22 protein-coding genes and 1 riboswitch are annotated in these 19,258 nt (G+C 40.5%); of the genes, 3 read left to right on the top strand and 19 right to left on the bottom strand.

Annotated features, from left to right (window positions below; genetic code table 11):
- Positions 1 to 84 precede the first annotated feature (84 nt).
- The 15 genes from E2626_RS16635 to E2626_RS16565 all read right to left on the bottom strand — a co-directional run bounded on the left by E2626_RS16635 (position 85) and on the right by E2626_RS16565 (position 10,174).
- On the bottom strand, positions 85 to 498 hold the full coding sequence (locus E2626_RS16635) for an Asp23/Gls24 family envelope stress response protein (protein ID WP_134383245.1): 414 nt from the start codon (positions 496 to 498) through the stop codon (positions 85 to 87).
- A gap of 12 nt (positions 499 to 510) precedes the next feature.
- Entirely contained in the window at positions 511 to 1,872 is a 1,362-nt protein-coding gene (gene accC / locus E2626_RS16630; protein ID WP_134383243.1) for an acetyl-CoA carboxylase biotin carboxylase subunit, read from the bottom strand.
- Between the two features lie 16 nt (positions 1,873 to 1,888).
- Entirely contained in the window at positions 1,889 to 2,389 is a 501-nt protein-coding gene (gene accB / locus E2626_RS16625; protein WP_134383241.1) for an acetyl-CoA carboxylase biotin carboxyl carrier protein, read from the bottom strand.
- 219 nt (positions 2,390 to 2,608) lie between these two features.
- Positions 2,609 to 3,154, bottom strand: a complete 546-nt coding sequence (locus E2626_RS16620; protein WP_134383239.1) for a SpoIIIAH-like family protein — start codon at positions 3,152 to 3,154, stop codon at positions 2,609 to 2,611.
- Between the two features lie 12 nt (positions 3,155 to 3,166).
- On the bottom strand, positions 3,167 to 3,733 hold the full coding sequence (locus tag E2626_RS16615) for a hypothetical protein (RefSeq protein WP_134383237.1): 567 nt from the start codon (positions 3,731 to 3,733) through the stop codon (positions 3,167 to 3,169).
- A 14-nt stretch (positions 3,734 to 3,747) separates the two neighbouring features.
- Entirely contained in the window at positions 3,748 to 4,236 is a 489-nt protein-coding gene (locus tag E2626_RS16610; protein ID WP_134383235.1) for a stage III sporulation protein AF, read from the bottom strand.
- 10 nt (positions 4,237 to 4,246) lie between these two features.
- A complete protein-coding gene (locus E2626_RS16605) occupies positions 4,247 to 5,359 on the bottom strand; it encodes a stage III sporulation protein AE (RefSeq protein ID WP_134383233.1) in 1,113 nt (370 codons plus the stop codon).
- Positions 5,360 to 5,773 (bottom strand): SpoIIIAC/SpoIIIAD family protein, encoded by a 414-nt coding sequence (locus E2626_RS16600; RefSeq protein WP_166786863.1) that lies wholly within the window; start codon positions 5,771 to 5,773, stop codon positions 5,360 to 5,362. It lies immediately after the preceding gene.
- 9 nt (positions 5,774 to 5,782) lie between these two features.
- Entirely contained in the window at positions 5,783 to 5,989 is a 207-nt protein-coding gene (spoIIIAC, locus tag E2626_RS16595; protein ID WP_134383229.1) for a stage III sporulation protein AC, read from the bottom strand.
- Between the two features lie 18 nt (positions 5,990 to 6,007).
- Positions 6,008 to 6,514 (bottom strand): stage III sporulation protein AB, encoded by a 507-nt coding sequence (locus tag E2626_RS16590; RefSeq protein WP_134383227.1) that lies wholly within the window; start codon positions 6,512 to 6,514, stop codon positions 6,008 to 6,010.
- Positions 6,511 to 7,392: an ATPase, T2SS/T4P/T4SS family gene (locus E2626_RS16585; RefSeq protein WP_166786862.1), complete on the bottom strand. Its 882-nt coding sequence runs from the start codon at positions 7,390 to 7,392 to the stop codon at positions 6,511 to 6,513. The genes E2626_RS16590 and E2626_RS16585 overlap by 4 nt, the downstream gene beginning before the upstream one ends.
- Before the next feature lie 97 nt (positions 7,393 to 7,489).
- Positions 7,490 to 8,050 (bottom strand): elongation factor P, encoded by a 561-nt coding sequence (gene efp / locus E2626_RS16580; RefSeq protein WP_134383223.1) that lies wholly within the window; start codon positions 8,048 to 8,050, stop codon positions 7,490 to 7,492.
- A gap of 100 nt (positions 8,051 to 8,150) precedes the next feature.
- Positions 8,151 to 9,209, bottom strand: coding sequence for a M24 family metallopeptidase (locus E2626_RS16575; protein WP_134383221.1), 1,059 nt, complete (start codon positions 9,207 to 9,209; stop codon positions 8,151 to 8,153).
- Entirely contained in the window at positions 9,196 to 9,651 is a 456-nt protein-coding gene (aroQ, locus tag E2626_RS16570; protein ID WP_134383219.1) for a type II 3-dehydroquinate dehydratase, read from the bottom strand. The genes E2626_RS16575 and aroQ overlap by 14 nt, the downstream gene beginning before the upstream one ends.
- Positions 9,652 to 9,712: 61 nt before the next feature.
- Positions 9,713 to 10,174 (bottom strand): YqhR family membrane protein, encoded by a 462-nt coding sequence (locus E2626_RS16565; RefSeq protein WP_166786861.1) that lies wholly within the window; start codon positions 10,172 to 10,174, stop codon positions 9,713 to 9,715.
- A 172-nt stretch (positions 10,175 to 10,346) separates the two neighbouring features.
- Between E2626_RS16565 and E2626_RS16560 the strand changes: the two genes are divergently transcribed.
- Both E2626_RS16560 and E2626_RS16555 read left to right on the top strand, forming a co-directional pair.
- Entirely contained in the window at positions 10,347 to 11,291 is a 945-nt protein-coding gene (locus E2626_RS16560; RefSeq protein ID WP_134383215.1) for a DUF1385 domain-containing protein, read from the top strand.
- Positions 11,292 to 11,326: 35 nt separating this feature from the next.
- On the top strand, positions 11,327 to 11,710 hold the full coding sequence (locus E2626_RS16555; RefSeq protein ID WP_134383213.1) for an SA1362 family protein: 384 nt from the start codon (positions 11,327 to 11,329) through the stop codon (positions 11,708 to 11,710).
- A gap of 87 nt (positions 11,711 to 11,797) precedes the next feature.
- Here E2626_RS16555 and E2626_RS16550 read toward each other — a convergent pair whose 3' ends face one another.
- Positions 11,798 to 14,341 carry a vitamin B12-dependent ribonucleotide reductase gene (locus tag E2626_RS16550; RefSeq protein ID WP_424955147.1) on the bottom strand — a complete coding sequence of 848 codons (2,544 nt, stop codon included), beginning with the start codon at positions 14,339 to 14,341 and terminating at the stop codon, positions 11,798 to 11,800.
- A 394-nt stretch (positions 14,342 to 14,735) separates the two neighbouring features.
- On the opposite strand from E2626_RS16550, the gene E2626_RS16545 reads away from it, so the two are divergent.
- Positions 14,736 to 15,116, top strand: a complete 381-nt coding sequence (locus tag E2626_RS16545) for a rhodanese-like domain-containing protein (RefSeq protein WP_134383209.1) — start codon at positions 14,736 to 14,738, stop codon at positions 15,114 to 15,116.
- A 65-nt stretch (positions 15,117 to 15,181) separates the two neighbouring features.
- Here E2626_RS16545 and gcvPB read toward each other — a convergent pair whose 3' ends face one another.
- From gcvPB to gcvT, 3 genes are read right to left on the bottom strand one after another with little or no spacing between them, the layout of a single operon-like run.
- On the bottom strand, positions 15,182 to 16,657 hold the full coding sequence (gene gcvPB, locus E2626_RS16540) for an aminomethyl-transferring glycine dehydrogenase subunit GcvPB (RefSeq protein WP_134383207.1): 1,476 nt from the start codon (positions 16,655 to 16,657) through the stop codon (positions 15,182 to 15,184).
- Positions 16,650 to 17,993, bottom strand: coding sequence for an aminomethyl-transferring glycine dehydrogenase subunit GcvPA (gcvPA, locus tag E2626_RS16535; RefSeq protein WP_134383205.1), 1,344 nt, complete (start codon positions 17,991 to 17,993; stop codon positions 16,650 to 16,652). Before gcvPA ends, gcvPB begins: the two co-directional genes overlap by 8 nt.
- Positions 17,994 to 18,012: 19 nt before the next feature.
- Positions 18,013 to 19,110: a glycine cleavage system aminomethyltransferase GcvT gene (gene gcvT, locus E2626_RS16530; protein ID WP_134383203.1), complete on the bottom strand. Its 1,098-nt coding sequence runs from the start codon at positions 19,108 to 19,110 to the stop codon at positions 18,013 to 18,015.
- 70 nt (positions 19,111 to 19,180) lie between these two features.
- A riboswitch (glycine riboswitch) is annotated at positions 19,181 to 19,258 on the bottom strand.

Below are 19,258 nucleotides of genomic sequence, written 5' to 3'. Positions count from 1 at the left end.
ATGGTTTATTTTATTGGTTATATACATATTTTAGAATTTCAACAGTCTGAAAAGACAACAGCTTTTTCAGCTGTTGTCTTTTGTTTATTCCTTGTCATCTTCCTCTGATCTGGCTGATTCAAATTGTATACCTACTACATGAATATTTACTTCGTCCGCTTCAAGCGCAGTCATATTCAGTAATGTCTGGCGGATGTTATCCTGAAGCTTCTGTGCAACCTCGGGGATTGCTACACCAAACTTCACTGTACAATAGACATCCAGTACAATTCCTTCATCAGCAAGTTCAACCTTTATTCCCTTACCGTGATTTTTTTTCCCAAGCCTTTCAGCCACACCAGATGCAAAATTTCCTCTCATCTGAGCAATCCCATCCACTTCTGATGCAGCAATACCTGCGATCACTTCAATCACTTCAGGAGCAATTTCGACTTTACCGAGCTGGTTTTGTGCAATACTGCTCATTTGCAGTAGATTATTTTCGTTTTCAGCAGTCATATGATCCCCCTCTTAATCAGCCTTTTTTGTCATGATATCATACTTCTCAAGAAATTTCGTATTGAAGTCCCCACCTGTAAACACATCATGGCTTAACAGCTTTAAATGGAATGGAATCGTCGTATGAACACCTTCAATGACAAACTCAGATAATGCCCGCTTCATTTTAGCGATTGCCTCTTCACGAGTAGCGCCATAGGTAATCACTTTAGCGATCATAGAATCATAATATGGTGGAATCTCATAACCTGTGTATGCAGCTGAATCAATTCTCACACCAGGACCGCCCGGCGGAAGGTACATCGTAATTTTTCCTGCAGAAGGCATAAAGTTCTTCTCAGGGTTTTCTGCGTTTATTCTGCATTCCATTGACCAGCCTGAGAACGATACTTCTTCCTGCAGAAGGCTTAATTTCTCACCGGAAGCGACTCTAATCTGCTCTTTAATCAGATCTACTCCTGTCACCATTTCAGTTACTGGGTGTTCAACCTGAATGCGTGTATTCATTTCCATAAAGTAAAATGACTTTTCATTATGGTCATAAATAAATTCAACCGTACCTGCTCCTGTATAGCCAACAGCTTCTGCTGCTTTTACGGCAGCATCTCCCATTCTCGCACGGACATTCTGATCAAGCGCTGGAGATGGTGTTTCCTCAAGAAGCTTCTGAAGTCTTCTTTGTATCGTACAGTCACGCTCACCCAGGTGAATCGTATTCCCGTGTGTATCTGCCATTACCTGAATCTCGACATGACGGAAGTCTTCTATAAACTTTTCTATGTACACACCGGGATTTCCAAATGCTGCTTCAGCTTCTCTCTGGGTTGCTTTAATACCTTTTTCCAGGTCCTCTTCACTATGTGCTACGCGGATGCCTTTACCGCCTCCGCCAGCTGTAGCCTTAATAATAACCGGATAACCCATTTCTTGTGCAAGGGCCAACCCATCTTCAGTTGAAGCAATAATGCCCTTTGAACCCGGTACAACTGGTACACCGGCCTCTCTCATTGTTTCACGCGCAACATCTTTTGTGCCCATTTTCGAAATCGCTTCAGGACTTGGTCCGATAAATGTCACATTACAATCTCTGCACAGTTCTGCAAAATCAACATTCTCAGCCAGAAATCCATATCCGGGATGGATTGCATCAGCACCTGTCAATTTTGCTGCAGATATCACGTTGGTAAAGTTTAAGTAACTGTCTTTAGAAAGCTTTGGTCCGATGCATACAGCTTCATCTGCAAGCTGGACGTGCAGTGCTTCTTTGTCCGCTTCAGAATAAACTGCTACAGTTTCAATGTTCATCTCTTTACAGGCACGAATGACGCGTACTGCAATTTCTCCTCTATTGGCAATTAACACTTTTTTTATCATACGTCTTCTCTCCTAACTACTTTTTAACAAGAAATAGAGGCTGTCCGTATTCAACAAGCTGACCGTTTTCTACCAGAATTTTAACAATTTCCCCTTCTGTCTCAGCTTCAATTTCATTAAATAACTTCATTGCTTCAACAATACAAACAGTCGTATCGCTGCTTACTTTTGACCCTACTTTAACAAACGGTCCGGCCTCTGGTGAAGATGCTTCGTAAAAAGTTCCCACCATTGGCGACTTGATTTCTGTTGTATTTTCAAGATTTTCTTCAGGTTCCGGCTGCGTTTCAGCTACTGGTTCCGGCTGCTTCTCTTCTTTTGCCGGGGCAGGTTGAGCTGCTTCGGTATGCTCAACAGCAGGTGCAGCTGGTTTGGCTGCTTCTACAGGCGTTTCAGCTGGCTTTTTTGATTGTTTTCTTAGTTTTAGCTTTTCGCCATCCTGTTCATATGTAAATTCATCAATTGAGGACTGGTCGATTAATTTAATGAGTTCTCTGATTTCTTGTACTTTTAACATATTTTCTACACTCCCTGATCATCATATTCATTAGCAGCAGCTGCTATTATCATACGCTAATAGCAGAGCAAAATTCAAGACAGCCCTTAAAAGAGCAAATGAAACGCTTACATTTAGTTATTGTATCACAGATTGTGCAGCCTGAAAAAAATCCTATACAACAAAAAAATGTCCGAAAGGCCACACATAAAGGCCTTTCGGACATTTTATATCATCTTATTATTCAGCAGGTTCAAACATAACTGACACAAAAGTGTTTTCTCCCATTTCTCTGCGCCCAAGCTGTACCAGTTCATTCGCCGCTTCTTTTGAATGTTCATTATCTATAGATTTTACAGTGATCAGCACTCTCTGATCATCAGTTCTAACCAATGCATCTTCATAACCCATCGCTCTGATCATTGTTTCAATAAGCTTTTCTTTTGACTCAAGTCTGTTTAGTTCCTCCATCGCTTCGTAGGCTTCGTCTTTTTCAGATGCTGAAAAATCTGCTGAAGCAACTTTAGATGTTAATTGTTCTTTTAACGCGCTTCTTTCATCCTGGACTTCCATTCTCAACACATTAAACAAATCTTCATTTGCTGATTCAGTTGACACTTCAATATCGTCTTCAAAAACCCATTCATCTTCAGTTTCACTGCTTACAACTTCTGAATCCTCATACGTAACTGCCGTTTGAGGTGTAGGGGACATCACATAATATACAGAGAGAACTACCACGAGACCGATCATTGTCAGCAGCCATACAGTTTGTTTTTTCAGCATACATTCATCTCCTTAGTGATAGGGTATTACCGCAACTCTATGTGTTGAGACATCAAGTGCTTTTGAAACCGCTTCAATAATTTGTTTTTTAACCCCGGCTGACTCTGAACCTTCAGCTGCGATCAGCACACCTGATACTGGAGGTTTTTCAATATATTTCAATACCGGATCGCCATTTAAAGAAGCTTGTCCGAATACGACCTCGGAAGTTGTGGATTTTCTTCCTGACACAGACTGTTGATTATCGCGCTGTTCTTCTCCGCTATCCTGCTGAATCGATTCGTTGCGTTCATATATCAGCCTTTCTCCACTGCTGAGGGTGATCATCACATCAACTTTTTGGGTGCCGAGCGCTTTTTTTAAAAGAGAGGTCACCTTATTTTCCAGTTGACGTTCAAGTAAAGAAATTTCCGGATGCACATCTTTAATCTCCTGCTCATTTGAAACAGGTTCCTGCGTTTCATCCTCCTGTGTAATGATGATCATGATGCCGATCACTAAGAGCAAAATAATAATTGGTATTTTTTTGTGAAATGTTGGATCTCTTGATGAAAAAATGGCTTCTTTTATTTTATTCATCCTGTCCTCCAATATTAGTGCAATATGATAACACTTGACCGTGAGATCTCGAGTAATGATGCAGTCTGATCAATAATCATTCCGTGTTCTACCTGATTATCAGCGTTCAATAATAAAGTCACTTTGTATGAATCCGATTGCTGGCTTATTTCAACCGAATCTATCTTGCAGCTGCAAGCTTGTTCAATCAGCGGATGAAGGTTTTGTTCACTTTGTTCTAATATGTATGCAGTCTGATTGGCAGACATGCTTTCAATTACAGCCTCACCATTCATTTTTTCTGCAAGTACCCATTTTTCAATTTCTTCAGGAAACGAGATTGTAAACTCCTCTGCCCCATTCAATAAGTGCTGCATGGGATTGATCATCCAAAATAAAAATATGAGACCTGCAGTAAATTTTATAAAAGGCCGCCATGAATCTGAAGGTGTCAGCATATCTGCTACCAGTACTAGCATGATCAAAATACCTAACCCCGCCGCCCAGTCTGTCAGGAACTGCATAACAATCACCTCAGCGAATCATAATCGGTATATTGCTGATAAACATCACAACAATAATTGAGATAAAGAAGATACAGCTTGTCAGTAAAAGCGCTGCTGCAAGATGAAACATCCCTTTACTTGCTGCATCAACTGCTTCTGTCAGCCTGCTGCTCGCGACAGGTTCCATCAAAACAGCTGCAAGCCTGTACATAATCGCAATGACGAGCATTTTTATAGCTGGAAATAGTACAATCAGAATCAGTATCAAACCTCCGGCGGCACCGATCATATTTTTTGCCAGCATAGATGAAGTCATCACAAGATCAGCTGTATCTGACACTACTTTCCCTACAAAAGGAAGCATTGTTCCAGCAAGCGTCTTCACTGATTTTGCTGCAACACCATCAGCTGCAGATGCTGCAGCTGTTTGAATAGATAAAATGGATACTGAAGCAACAGCTGTAACCCCCAGGATCCACAAGCCGGTTTGTCTGCATAAAGCTGCGATTTTCCCCATGCTGTATCGGTCTGAGAGTAGGTTCAACTGATCAAAAAAAATGGAAAAGATAAATAAAGGAATGATGACTGATTTCATTAATGCTGTGATGACATATACCATAGCAAGCAATATTGGAAATGAAGCAGCTGAAGTTGCCGGTCCGCCCGAAAGTGTAATTGAAGCAATATACAGAGGCAGTAACCCATTCATAAAAGACGCGGTTGCCTGCAATGAGTCAAAAATCACTTCCAGGAAGAGCTGAATACTTGAAGTAATGGTAATCAGGATTAAACCCATCAGAATTAATGGACTGACAGCAGCAACTTTGTGATCCCCAAAAGATTGTTCAATTAAATGAATGAATGAACTGAGCAGCAAGAGCAGAATCAACCAAAAAATCAAATGCAGATGATCTGTAACCTGGTAAAATGAAAATCTGATTAACCCTTCAATCCACCCCCAAATCCCCTGATCAAATGAAAATAACGCTTCCCAAATTGATCCCTGGTTTGTTGATGGAAGATATTCACCGTAGCGAATGTTCAGTTCAGTCCAATAACTCGTCCATGCAGAATGATCCTGTTTTTCAATCTGATCCAGTACAATGGCTTCTGCTTCGTTATGAACATTTTTCTCATTCATTTAGTACCTTCCTTGAATCATGTTTTCAGGCAATAACTGAAATATTTGTTCCATCAACTCAATGAACACTGGAAAGGCAATTGTCAGAATGAGCAATTTTCCTGTCCATTCAATGATCATTGCCAAAAGCGGCTGTTCAAGCTGTTTTACCAGGTGAATACAGATTTCCGACACAAACGCTATGACTAAGACCTTTAACAGGATAATCGAATACTGTTGTAATCCCGGGACGTACCCAGTCAATTGAGTCAGCAGTCCTGATGCTTCTTTTATTTTTATGATCAGCTCATTGATTAAATACACACTTCCGCAAAAAGCCAGCATCATTGCTGCCTGTGGTGAACGTTCTTTTAAGAGAAGAGCCAGAAACCCTATCAAGAAACAGATGCCCGCTGTTCTGAGTAACTCCTCCATCATTGATCCTTATTCGTAAAACATAAGAACTGATCTGACGGCTTCAAAAAAATCTCCAAGTGCCTGAATGACAATATATAGAACATACATTGCGCCGAAAAAAGCGAGCCACTGAGCATAATCTTTTTTTCCCGCCTGTTCAAGGACTGTATATAAAAATGCCACTGCCAAACCGATTCCGGCAATTTTAAAAAGCGTTTCCCCATCAATATACACCCGCGATCTCTCCTGGTTTCAAATAAGCAGCAGTACTGCAAGTAATCCAGCCATAAAGCCGACTGTTCTGTAAATCTTTACAAACTTCATCTCGTACTCACATGCCTCTTCATATCTTGCTTGTATGCCTGAAGTAGTAAATTTAAGCTCTTTCTCCACTGAATCTAAGTGGATGTTCTTGAATGCCAGACTGATTTTAACGAGCCACTTAAGATCATCTTCCTTCAAGCAGTTAAACGACTGATTGTTCAGCACAGCATTCTTCCACGCGATATGAAAAGGCTTTGACATCAATTCAATTTCAACTTGTTTTAAAAAATCATTCAGCAGCGTATCAGCTTCCCGCTGCAGTTTAATCATTTCAGATATTGACGTTCTCCTGTCTACAACTTCTGTTTCCATCCATTTACAAAGCCTCAGGCATTCGAGTAATACCTGTCTTCTTTTAATTAATAAAGATGCTCTTCTCATACCTTCAAGTGTGAAACTTAGGATGATACAGGCTGCACCGAATGAAAACGTCACGTCACTCCCGCCCAATCTATTTCATACTTTAATCTGCTGCATTTAATCAGATAAAGATCATTTCTGGACATCAGCGAAGATAATTCATTTTTTTGTTTTAATTCTTCTGCTGTTCCAGCGTGAGCTGTTACCATAATTTTTATGCCAGCTGATAAAACCTCATCTACCGCCAGTGCGTCTGAAAGTCCGCCGATTTCATCAACAGCGATTGTATCGGGACCCATTGCACGGAGCATCATCTTCATGCCACGCGTTTTTGGACACTTGTCCAGCACGTCCAGATTAGGACCAAATGTCAGCTGAGGAACGCCCTGATAACAGGCTGCAATTTCTGATCGTTCATCTACTAAAGACACTGTCTTACCTGGAATTTCACTATTGCCGGAGGAAACAAACCTCACTGCATCTCTAATAAAAGTCGTCTTCCCGCTTCCAGGAGGTCCATATATGAGAATATGGGGCCACTGCTGACTGTTCTTGTTCCATAGTTCACACATAATGTCATTTGCAGTTCCAATAAACTCACGAGCAATACGAATAGAAAAAGAAGAAATATACTTGAATGTTGGCACCTGATTCAAACTTTCAGTCATTTCACCCGCAACGCCAATGCGGTGACCGCCTTGTATTGTGATAAATCCTTCTGCCAAATCTTTTGCGATGGAGTAAATAGAATGATCAGAGATCTTTTCCAAAAGCCTGGTACAATCTTCATCCGTAGGAAAATACGGGATCAATACTTGTCCGGTTTTTGTCTTCAGTACCAGATGTCTTCCTTTTCTGATCCTGATTTCATTTATAAATTTCAAATCGGGATCTGCTGATTTGAGGATGGCTGCAGTCATTTTTTCAGGAAGGAATGAGAGTATTTGATGCATGATGGTCTCCTTCATGTTTTACGACTATCATATTGATCAAATTAAATTTTATGCGGGAATAAAAAAACTGCCCTATAAAATAGGGCAGTTCAAAGTTTTATTGTGTACGTGATACGTAAGATGCATCCGTTGTATTAATGACAAGCTTATCTCCCTGATTCACAAAGAATGGTACATTGACAGTTAATCCGGTTTCAACCGTTGCCGGCTTAGTACCGCCACTTGAAGTATCACCCTTAATACCAGGCTCCGTTTCAGTTACTTCCAGTTCAACTGTATTAGGAAGTTCTAACCCAAGCGTTTCAGCCTCAAACATCATAATTTGTACTTCCATGTTTTCTTTCAGAAACTTCAACTCATATTCAATCTGTGCTTCAGGGAGTTCGATTTGCTCATAAGATTCGTTATCCATGAATACGTGCATATCTCCATTTGCATATAAATATTGCATACGTTTGTTATCAATCTGAGCTTTTGCAACCTTTTCGCCTGCTCTGAACGTTTTTTCCTGTACAGCACCAGTACGAAGATTACGCAGCTTAGAACGAACAAATGCAGCACCTTTACCTGGTTTTACGTGCTGGAAGTCCATTACTCTCCAAATGCCGCCATCAACTTCTATTGTTAAGCCAGTTTTAAAATCATTTACTGAAATCATTTATATTCCTCCGTTTTCTTGATGTCTCTCAGTTTACCGCTAGTAATTGTATATACTCTTAAGCTAAAAGTAAACGTCATTTCATGCGTTTGATTCAATTTTATAGGATAATCAGATCTTTTGTCGAGTGTGTCAGTGTTTCATTCCCACTCTCCGTGATGACTGTGTCATCTTCAATTCTGACGCCCCCAATACCAGGCAGGTAGATGCCCGGTTCAACAGTAACAACCATATTTGGTTCAAGTTTTGTTTCCGAACGGGAAGATAGTCCAGGACCCTCATGAACTTCCATACCAAGCCCATGTCCAAGTGAATGACCGAAATATTCTCCATAACCTTTAGAAGAAATATAGTCACGCGCAATTGCGTCTGCTTCTTTCCCTGTCAGTCCGGGTTTAATTTCATCCATAGCCTTTAATTGAGCATCCAGTGTTACCTGATAGATTTCCTTGAGTTTCTCATCAGGTTCTCCAACAGCAAGCGTTCTCGTCATATCTGATGCATATCCTTTATGAAGCGCGCCATAATCAAGTGTGACAAAATCACCCTTTTCAATTACCTTATTGCTGGCAACGCCGTGCGGAAGTGCAGAACGGATACCACTTGCAACAATAATATCGAATGACGAAGAAACCGCACCTGCATTTCTCATAAAGAATTCAAGTTCATTTGATACTTCAATTTCTGTTTTACCCGGCTTTATAAAATCAAGGATATGCTTAAAGGCTGCATCTGCAATGTCAGCAGCTTCTTTTATAATACTGATCTCACTTTCAGACTTTATTAAGCGGAGCTTTTCGACAGTCCCGGATAAAGGAATGAGCGCAGCGTTAATGTGTTCTTCATACAGTTTATATGTACTTAATACAAGATGGTCTGATTCAATTCCAAGCTTTTTAATACCTAGTTTCTCACACTGATCGGCAATTTCTTTTGTAATCGGACCTTTGTGAGTGATTACTTCATAACCTTCAGCTTGTTTTTCAGCCTGTTCCGTATATCTGAAATCAGTAATGAACACAGCTTTCTCCTGTGAAATCAATACTGCTCCTGCAGAACCTGTAAAGTTCGTCATGTATCTGCGGTTATAAGGACTCGTAATTAAGATCCCATCAGCTTGTCCTGCAATTCCATTTCTTAACTTTTCAATTTTGCTCATCATCATTCTCCTTTACGTATTTAATAAGAGCGTTAAGTGCCATTTCATATCCGTACACACCAAAACCGGCTATTTGCCCGATTGCTTCAGCCGCAATCATTGACTGATGACGAAAAGATTCGCGGGCATGAATGTTGGATAAATGAATTTCAACAACTGGAATTGAAATCGACGCAACCGCATCTCTCAGGGCAATACTCGTATGCGTGTACGCGGCCGGATTAAAAACAACGCCAGCAAAATCATGATCTTCAGCTTCATGTAACGCATCAACCAGCGCACCTTCATGGTTCGATTGTTTGGCGAATAATTCAATCTTATACTTTTCGGCAAGTACGATTAAATGTTTTTCAATAGAAGCCAGGGTATCAGTTCCATAAATTTCCGGCTGTCTTTTGCCCAGCCTGTTAAGGTTAGGTCCATTAAGCAATAGGATCTTCATGGCATAACGCTCCTTTTTCCTTATATTTCGTCACACAAATAAATTGTAACACATCAGCCGGTTATTTTTCCGTATGATGATTAGTATAAGGATCAGGATAAGAAATTGAATAACCTGTGAACAGACCGTACAAAATAAAGAGAGAGTTAAGAGAGATGATCGTTCTCACCTGCAGTTCAGCAGGGTTGATCCGCCATTCAAGGAACCATCCCAGCAGCAACAGCACGCCTAACAAAAAGAGTCCTGAAAAAACACCGGGATAAATTGAGTCGCGATTTTTAAAAATGATATAGTAAACCATCGCCCATATAATTGAACAAATCAGAATAAGCAGAGCAAATAAACTTTCACTAACGAAGCCTTTTTGCCATTCTGCAGTCATGAATGAAAACTTAGGTTTTAACAGCTCTCTTTCTATAAAATGAAAATAAACATAAAATCGATATAAACAGTAAAATAACAGTCCTCCTGCAATGGATGTGTATATGGCAAGAGGAATTCTTTTAATCGTTGGAAATTCCATTTCAACCATCTCCTTTTTTCCAACCATTATGCCACTGAACTAAATACGTTATTCGCAACCTTAGACAGTAGATGAATGACTGATTTTTTAGTAAACTGTAAATACCTTATTTATTATCAGCTTTTGCTGGTTCATTGAATATTAGGAATGTAAGGAATAGGCTGGTGTAAAAATGAAAAATGAAAAACCCGCGTATGGCGGACAGGCAGTGATGGAAGGTGTTATGTTCGGCGGAAAACGTCACACTGTAACTGCAATCAGAAGAAAAGACGACTCAATTGAGTATTTTGATCTTCCGAGAAAACAGAATCCAACATTTCAGAAACTAAAAAAGATTCCATTTTTAAGAGGTATCATTGCCTTGATTGAATCAAGTGCTAATGGCACACAGCATCTCAATTTTTCGAGTGAACGATATGATGTGTTGCCAGAAGAAGATGAGAAAGTGCAGCAGGAGCAAAAAACTTCTAAGCTTGAAATGATCTTTGGCATCGCGGCAATTGGTGTACTTTCTTTCCTGTTCGGTAAGTTTGTGTTCACACTGATTCCTGTTTTCCTTGCAGAACTTTTCCGATTTGCGGTTCCAGGTGATGTAGGACAGGTCATGCTTGAGAGTTTGTTCAAAGTGATACTGCTTCTTGCTTATATTTACTTTATTTCCATGACGCCATTAATCAAAAGAGTGTTTCAATATCACGGCGCAGAGCATAAAGTCATTAATACGTATGAAAATAATTTACCCTTAACTGTTGAAAATGTTCAGTCACAATCACGCCTTCACTACAGATGTGGCTCGAGCTTCATCCTGTTCACAGTAATAGTCGGTATGTTTGTGTACCTGTTAGTTCCAACAGAACCGTTAACTGCACGTATACTTAACCGTATCGCATTGATTCCGGTCGTGTTGGGCATTTCCTTCGAAGTGCTCCAATTGACGAATAAGGTGCGCGACATTCCTGTCCTTAAGTTTCTTGGTTATCCAGGACTCTGGCTGCAACTGCTGACAACAAAAGAGCCGAAAGATGATCAGGTTGAAGTAGCAATTGCATCATTCAATAAAATGCTGGAACTTGAAGATGAGGCTGAAAAAGGTTTAAAAAAAGCTGCACTTGTCTAAACTAATAAAAAGCTTTGCTGCGGGAGGTGGCTGCATTGAATGTTAAAAGTATTATTTTCTTTGCTGTGGTAATTCTGGGGGCGTTCGGATTAATTTCGATGGTTGTGACTGAGCCGGGGGCCTTACTCAGAATGATTCTGATTTATGTTCTGCTAGCTGCTGCTATCTACGGAATATACCGATTCATTATGTCCCGAAGAGGAAACGCCCAGGAACAGAGTGCTTATAAAAAAGCTGTCCGTCAGTCAAAGAAGAAATATCAGCCTGCTAAACCTTCAAAAGCAACAAAAGTTAGAAAGATTCAGCCCAGTGCTCAGAAAAAGCCTGCTAAAAAAGCTTCTGCAGCCAGATTAAACGGCCCAAAACTGACAGTGATTGAAGGGAAAAAAGGTAAAAAGAAAAAGCGTATGACACTTTAAACACCTGTTTATTCAGGTGTTTTTGTTTGCAGATTTCCCCAAAATAAAAGGCGCTCATCAAATGAGCGCCTTTTAACTGTTATTAAATTATAATCCACACTTTAACTGCGCATTACAGTTTGTACACGTATTGCATCCACCAATTTCTTTTATTGTGCCTTTACGGCAGACCGGACAAGTATTGCCCAGTTCAGATCCTATTGTTACGTTGGTAGAGCGTAAGTCCTGAATCGTATCCACCAATACAACATTCTGCTTTTCTCTCGGTTTCTCTAATTTGTTTTCTTCAGCTTTTAAGGTTAATACCTGGCTGTCCCGGCTGCCGTCTACATAGACTGTTCCACCTTTTGCTCCACCGTGGTAAAGTCTTTCATACACGCTTTGAACCTGTTCAACTGAGTATCCTTTAGGTGCATTCACAGTTTTAGAGATCGAACTGTCAATCCATTTTTGAATGACACACTGCGTATCAGCATGCGCTTCAGGCGCAAGTTCCATCGCTGTTACAAAAAATGATGGCAGGCCGTCTTCTTCAGTTTTGTTATTTAACTCCAGGTACTCTTTTACGATATCAGCTTTCACTTCAATAAACTTACCGAGGCGTCCGCTTCTGTAATACGTATAGGAAAAGTATGGTTCGAGACCGGTTGCCACCCCGACCATTGTGCCGGTACTGCCGGTTGGCGCAACAGTTAACAGATGCGAATTACGGATACCATTTTCAAGAATGCCTGATCTCACAGATTCAGGCATCTTTTTCATATAACCTGAGTTAATGAAAGCCTGTCTTAAACGATTTGTCTCTTCTTCCGTTTCACCTTCTAGAAATGGGAACGATCCGCGTTCTTTTGAAAGTTCAATTGAAGTTTTGTAAGCAGTTACTGCAATTGTTTCAAATACTTTATCGACTAACTGATTGCCTTCTTCAGAACCGTATTCTTTTTCGCAATAAATCAGAAGGTCAGCCATACCCATTACACCTAGACCTACACGACGCTCTCCAAGTGCCTGCTTTTTGTTTTCATCAAGGAAATAAGGTGTTGCATCTATTACGTTGTCCTGCATACGAACCCCTGTTGCAACAGTCTCTTTAAGCTGAGCATAGTTCACTGTTTTATTTTTCTTGTCTGCAAACTCTGCGAGATTTACTGCTGCTAAATTACAGACAGAAAATGGTGCAAGTGGTTGTTCTCCGCAAGGATTTGTTGCTACAACCTGCTGACCGTATGCTTTAGCGTTGGTCATTTCATTGGCATTATCAATAAAGAAGATCCCCGGCTCTGCAGAGTATGTTGCACAAATGTTAACGAGGTTCCACAATTCTTTCGCCTGAATCGTCCGGTACGTTCTCACTTTATTACCCTGTTCTTCCCATTTACGGACATCTCCGACTTCATGCCATTGTGAATTGTAATGAGCCATCTCTTCTTTTGAATAAGCTTCCACATGCGGGAATCGCAAAGCATATTCCTGGTTCTCATCAACAGCTTTCATGAAATCATCTGTCAGACAGACTGAGATGTTGGCACCCGTTAGAAAATCAGGGTTGTGAACAGAATAAGTGCCTCCTTCTGCGAGTTTCTCTTTCGCATCATCGATAATTTCTTTATTGAATCCACCGAAACCTTCAATGCTTTCATAATTAACAATGCTTTGATACATTGCTGCTTCCTGTTCATTAAGCGGAGTAAACTTTAATTTTTCCTGTGCAATTTTCCTGATAAATTCATCGTTCGTTGTTTCAAGAAGGAATCTGAGAATTCTCGGATTTTGCATTTTAGAAATAATAAATTCAATAATATCAGGATGCCAATCTGATAACATAATCATTTGTGCTCCACGTCTTGAGCCACCCTGCTCCACTAAATGAGTGAGCTTTGCAATATCATCTAACCAGGAAACCGATCCGGATGATTTTCCATTAACACCTCTTGCAAGTGTGTTTCTTGGTCTTAGTGTTGATCCGTTCGTTCCAACACCGCCGCCACGACTCATAATCTCCATTACCTGCTTACGGTGATCTGAAATTCCTTCTCTTGAATCCTGGATAAAAGGCATAACATAACAGTTAAAAAACGTGACATCAGTTTCAGCACCCGCTCCATATAGCACACGGCCTGCAGGAACAAATCTCATGCTTGAAAGCTCATTATAAAACTTTTTTGTCCACTCTTGTTGTAGATCAGCCGTTTTCTCAACTGATGCCAGCCCTGTAGCATTTCTTAATGCAATTTGCTCGTAGTAGACCTCAAGCGGCTTTTCAATTACATCAAGTGACCTGACTACGATGCCCGTTTCTATTTCTTTAGGTGTATCCAGTGAATTTTTAAATTCGTCTTCCACCTGTACTGATGCGTGTCCGTTTTCCCAGTCAATCTCCTTAATAAAGCCGAGACCACGTGCTGGAAATTTAGGATCTTCTCTGACTGTAAGCACAACAAAATCGCCTTCACCTAATGTTTTCTTTTCAGTATCTTTAAAAGCATAACGATCCAGCATAACAAGTCTTGATACACCTTTGTGTGTAAGCTTCATTTCCTCTGTAATTGGATGAACGACATCAAATAACTGAATGTCTTTATTTAGCTTTTTTTTGTTTAATATGAGTGCTGATGCTGATATTTGGACCACTGTCATATCCCCTTTCAATCTATATCTTCAGTAATTAACAAATGTTTTTAGTATTTAACTACTGTATGTATTACCAATAATATATACCCTCAAACCAAAAAACACAATATATTGTGTTTAGTTTTTTGCACTACATACAATATATAGTTTTTTGTGTCAATTAGAAAAGTTTTGTCAAATTCAATAAACAAAGAAAAAGAGAACATTCCTTAGAGAAAAAGAGAAAACAATATGGAAATTTGTCAAATTGAAATGATTTCACACTTGTTCTTTTTCTTTGTATTGTGTCCATGATCTTGTCAAAATCAATTGATCAAATTGATTATTTTCTTTGAACTTATGGACACCGGCTACTATAATAAAGAATAGTGTGAGATAGAAAGGGGTTAAAAACTTGGAGTCATTATATGTAGTACTCATCATTCTTGCGGGAATCATCATTTATTCAGCTTTCAACTATTTCCGTCAGAAAAAAATTCTTAAACCATTAACTGAGGAAGAATTTAAAAGCGGTTACCGGAAAGCACAGCTCATTGATGTCCGCGAACAGAAAGAGTATGATGGCGGTCACATCCTGGGAGCCAGAAACATTCCACTTTCCCAGCTTAAGATGAGACTTGGTGAAATCCGTGCAGACAAGCCGGTTTATATTTATTGTCAGAACGGTATGAGAAGCGGCCGGGCAGCACAGCTTTTACACAAAAAAGGCGTAAAAGACCTTTATCAGCTGCAGGGCGGATTTAAAAAATGGACAGGCAAAATTAAACGCAAGTAACTTTTGCTTAACGAATATCTCTTTATATGAAAAAACCTCCTGAGCACTCAGGAGGTTTTCTTCTTTTATACTTCAACCGGCTCTTTCTTCATATATCTTAAGACAGGTTTACGTGCTGCCTGGGTTTCATCCAAGCGGCTGATCACAGTGGTGTGTGGAGCTTCCTGCACAATTTCAGGGTTCTCTTCAGCTTCTTTAGCAATTTGAATCATCGCTTCGATAAACGAATCCAGCGTTTCTTTTGATTCTGTTTCTGTCGGCTCGATCATCATACATTCTTCCACATTAATCGGGAAGTAGATCGTTGGCGGATGGAATCCAAAATCAAGCAGCCTCTTTGCGATATCCAGTGTACGCACACCAAGCTTTTTTTGTCGCTTTCCACTGATAACAAATTCGTGCTTGCAGTGTCTGTCATACGGCAGATCAAAATACTCAGCAAGCCTTCTCATCATATAATTCGCGTTAATGACTGCATTTTCACTTACGGCTTTCAAACCATCCGGCCCCATCGTTCTGATATATGTGTATGCCCGTACATTAATGCCGAAATTCCCGTAGTAAGGCTTCACACGACCAATTGAGTCCGGTCGATTGTAATCAAATGTAAAACCTTCCTCAGTTTTGACAAGAAGTGGTTTTGGCAAGTAAGGGATTAGATCCTTTTTAACACCAACAGGACCTGATCCGGGACCGCCTCCTCCATGAGGACCCGTGAATGTTTTATGAAGATTTAAATGAACGACATCAAATCCCATATCTCCTGGGCGTGCTTTTGCAAGGACTGCATTCAGGTTAGCTCCATCATAATAAAGCTTTCCACCTGCATTATGAATAATAGAAGCCATTTCAAGAATATCCTCTTCAAATAATCCGAGCGTATTTGGGTTCGTCAGCATGAGAGCAGCTGTATTTTCATCCACAACTCTCTTCAAGTCATCCAGATCGACTAATCCATTTTCATTAGATTTAACCGTTACAGTTTCAAATCCGGCAACTGTTGCAGAGGCTGGGTTTGTACCGTGTGCTGAATCAGGCACGATGACTTTTGTTCGGTTAAAGTCTCCATTCGCCTCATGGAATGCTCTGATCATCATCAGCCCGGTCCACTCACCGTGTGCACCTGCAGCAGGCTGGAGTGTGACCTCATCCATTCCGGTAATTTCAATCAGATGTTCCTGGAGATCATACATCATTTCCATCGCGCCCTGGACAGTGCTCTCGTCCTGAAGAGGGTGAATATGAGCAAATCCTGCAAAACGTGCAACAGCCTCGTTCACTTTCGGGTTATACTTCATCGTACAGCTGCCAAGCGGATAGAACCCTGAATCAACACCATGGTTACGTTTTGAAAGTGCTGTATAGTGGCGCATGATATCTAGCTCGGATACTTCAGGGAGCTCAGGAGCTTCTTTTCGCGCAAAACCTTCAGGTAATAATTCATCAGTATTTGTTTCCGGCACATCAAGTTCAGGTAAACTGTATCCGATTCTTCCTTCTCGTGACATTTCAAAAATTAGCGGCTGGTTTTCACTACGCATATTGTTTCAGCTCCTCTGCCAATAGATCAATTTCTTCTTTTGTACGCTGTTCAGTAACGGCAATCAGCATTTGATTTTGTCTATTCTCAAAATCCCTGCCCAGATCGTATCCACCAATAATCTGTTTTTTCATCAGATTTTTATTTACCTCTGATACCGGTTTTTTGAGTTCAATTACAAATTCATTAAATGTATAACCACCATTAATTACATGTAACCCAGCAGCTTTTAACTGTTTTTTTGCATAGGCTGCTTTTTGAAGATTCTGATGAGCGATTTCCTGTATACCCTGCTTTCCAAGTGCCGTCATCGTTACGGAAGACGCCAACGCATTAAGCGCCTGGTTTGAACAGATATTAGATGTCGCTTTATCACGACGGATGTGCTGTTCGCGTGCCTGCAGTGTCAGAACATATCCACGCTGACCTTCTTCATCATTTGTTTCACCGACCAGACGGCCTGGTACTTTACGCATTAACTTCTTTGTAACTGCAAAATATCCGCAGTGTGGTCCGCCAAACGCCTGTGGAAGACCGAACGGCTGAGCATCTCCAACAACAATATCTGCACCAAGCGCTCCCGGCGGTGTTAATGCACCGAGTGAAAGAGGATTTGAAGAGACAACGAACATCGCTTTGCTTCCATGTGCAAGCTGCTCAATTTGATCAAGTCTTTCGATTTGACCAAAGAAATTAGGATACTGAACCATCACTGCAGCTATTTCATCTGACATCAAAGCTTTAAGCTGTTCTAAATCAGTTACTCCATCCTTTTCAGGTATAGTGACTACTTCAATGTTCTGACCCGCTGCATACGTTTCGAGAACAGCTTTGGACTCAGGATGAACCGCTCCGGATACGAGTACTTTCTTACGCTTAGTCTGACCTGCAGATAACATGGCAGCTTCAGCAAAAGAAGTTCCACCGTCATACATTGAAGAGTTTGCAACATCCATTCCTGTCAATTCCGCAATCATTGTCTGGAATTCAAAAATTGCCTGCAGCTCTCCTTGTGAAATTTCAGGCTGATAAGGTGTATAGGCCGTATAGAATTCTGACCTTGAAATAACGTGATCCATAATGACCGGTGAATAATGATCATATACACCCGCGCCAAGAAATGATGTATTTTTTTGAGTATCGGCATTTTTATCAGCAAGCGCCGCCAGTTCTTTCATTAGAGCTGATTCTGTTTTAGCAGGTTTAATATTCAATTCACCTTGGAAACGCACTTTTTCAGGAATATCTTCAAACAGTTCTTCAACGGATGAAACCCCAATCGTTTTCAGCATTTCCTTCTGATCTTGCTCAGTCATTGGTAAGTAACGATGCTTCATTTTTTCTGCTCCCTTCTTATTACCTTTTATAAAATGGAGATTTAACTACTTCGGCTTTCAGCTTTTTCTTTCTGACTTCAACAAATACTTCCTGACCGAGTGATGCGTATTCTTTCTTAATGAGCACATAGCCAATATTTTTTCCGAGTGTCGGAGACTGTGTACCTGTTGTGACAAATCCGATTTCTTCTTCGTCGGCAAAGACCTTATAGCCGTGACGCGGGATTCCTTTATCAATCATTTCAATGCCAACTAATTTACGCGGAGCACCATTTACCTTTTGTTCTTTTAATACGCCTTGACCGATAAATACTGTTTCCTTATCCGGCTTAACCGCAAAGCCGATCCCAGCTTCAATTGGTGAAATATCCGCCGTCAGTTCCTGACCATAGAGAGCCAATTTGGCTTCAAATCTCAGCGTGTCACGCGAACCTAATCCACATGGCAGGAGTCCATCTTCTTTACCGGTCTCTAACAGCGCTGACCAGAGTTTCCCGGCGTCTTCAGGATGGCAGTATAATTCAAAGCCGTCTTCTCCTGTATAACCGGTTCTTGAAACCAATACGGATGAACCATTTACATTTACTTCATCTTTAAATTTGAAAAATGTAATTGCACTCAGGTCTTCCTTCGTTAGTTTTTGAAGAATTCTTTCAGCTTCAGGCCCCTGCAACGCGATTTGCGCAACATGATCTGAGATGTTTTCAACATCAACATTGTCAGTTTTGTGCTGTTGAAGCCATTCAACGTCTTTTTCAATATTTGAAGCATTGATAACCAGCAAATAATCGTCTTCGCCTTTTTTATAAACGAGCAGGTCATCAACTGTTCCGCCATTTTCATAACACATTGCCGTATACTGAGCCTGCCCTACTTTAATTTTACTAATATCATTTGTCATCATTTTCTGAAGGTAAGCAAGACTTGAAGCACCGGTTACTTTTACTTCCCCCATATGGGAGACATCGAATAAACCTGCGTTGTTTCTAACAGCATGATGCTCTTCTTTAATACTTGAAAATTGTACCGGAAGAGCCCATCCTCCAAAATCAATTACTTTTCCGCCGTAATCTTTATAAAGATCAAAAAGCGGGGTTTTTTTCAAAGTGTCATTCATCAAGCTTTCCTCCTCTTAGTTGTCCATTTATACACAAAAAAGGACAGGGATGCCCCTTTTAAAAACGGGTCCCTGTCCTTTTCACCTGAAAGTTTTACCTTGCGGCTTTCCCCTTTGGTGGTTTCTTTTATAGAAACACTCTCCAGAG

The sequence above is a fragment of the Jeotgalibacillus salarius genome (assembly GCF_004405125.1).
GTDB lineage: Bacteria > Bacillota > Bacilli > Bacillales > Jeotgalibacillaceae > Jeotgalibacillus > Jeotgalibacillus salarius.
The sequence above is the reverse complement of the archived record's forward strand: the minus strand, read 5'-3'. Positions and strand labels throughout refer to the sequence as shown.

Excerpts from the sequence above, each read along its gene's own strand:
- E2626_RS16635 (WP_134383245.1), bottom strand. The coding sequence starts at position 498 with ATGACTGCTGAAAACGAAAATAATCTACTGCAAATGAGCAGTATTGCA.
- accC (WP_134383243.1), bottom strand. The coding sequence starts at position 1,872 with ATGATAAAAAAAGTGTTAATTGCCAATAGAGGAGAAATTGCAGTACGC.
- accB (WP_134383241.1), bottom strand. The coding sequence starts at position 2,389 with ATGTTAAAAGTACAAGAAATCAGAGAACTCATTAAATTAATCGACCAG.
- E2626_RS16620 (WP_134383239.1), bottom strand. The coding sequence starts at position 3,154 with ATGCTGAAAAAACAAACTGTATGGCTGCTGACAATGATCGGTCTCGTG.
- E2626_RS16615 (WP_134383237.1), bottom strand. The coding sequence starts at position 3,733 with ATGAATAAAATAAAAGAAGCCATTTTTTCATCAAGAGATCCAACATTT.
- E2626_RS16610 (WP_134383235.1), bottom strand. The coding sequence starts at position 4,236 with ATGCAGTTCCTGACAGACTGGGCGGCGGGGTTAGGTATTTTGATCATG.
- E2626_RS16605 (WP_134383233.1), bottom strand. The coding sequence starts at position 5,359 with ATGAATGAGAAAAATGTTCATAACGAAGCAGAAGCCATTGTACTGGAT.
- E2626_RS16600 (WP_166786863.1), bottom strand. The coding sequence starts at position 5,773 with ATGGAGGAGTTACTCAGAACAGCGGGCATCTGTTTCTTGATAGGGTTT.
- E2626_RS16585 (WP_166786862.1), bottom strand. The coding sequence starts at position 7,392 with ATGCATCAAATACTCTCATTCCTTCCTGAAAAAATGACTGCAGCCATC.
- efp (WP_134383223.1), bottom strand. The coding sequence starts at position 8,050 with ATGATTTCAGTAAATGATTTTAAAACTGGCTTAACAATAGAAGTTGAT.
- E2626_RS16575 (WP_134383221.1), bottom strand. The coding sequence starts at position 9,209 with ATGAGCAAAATTGAAAAGTTAAGAAATGGAATTGCAGGACAAGCTGAT.
- aroQ (WP_134383219.1), bottom strand. The coding sequence starts at position 9,651 with ATGAAGATCCTATTGCTTAATGGACCTAACCTTAACAGGCTGGGCAAA.
- E2626_RS16565 (WP_166786861.1), bottom strand. The coding sequence starts at position 10,174 with ATGGAATTTCCAACGATTAAAAGAATTCCTCTTGCCATATACACATCC.
- E2626_RS16560 (WP_134383215.1), top strand. The coding sequence starts at position 10,347 with ATGAAAAATGAAAAACCCGCGTATGGCGGACAGGCAGTGATGGAAGGT.
- gcvPB (WP_134383207.1), bottom strand. The coding sequence starts at position 16,657 with ATGCGTAGTGAAAACCAGCCGCTAATTTTTGAAATGTCACGAGAAGGA.
- gcvPA (WP_134383205.1), bottom strand. The coding sequence starts at position 17,993 with ATGAAGCATCGTTACTTACCAATGACTGAGCAAGATCAGAAGGAAATG.
- gcvT (WP_134383203.1), bottom strand. The coding sequence starts at position 19,110 with ATGAATGACACTTTGAAAAAAACCCCGCTTTTTGATCTTTATAAAGAT.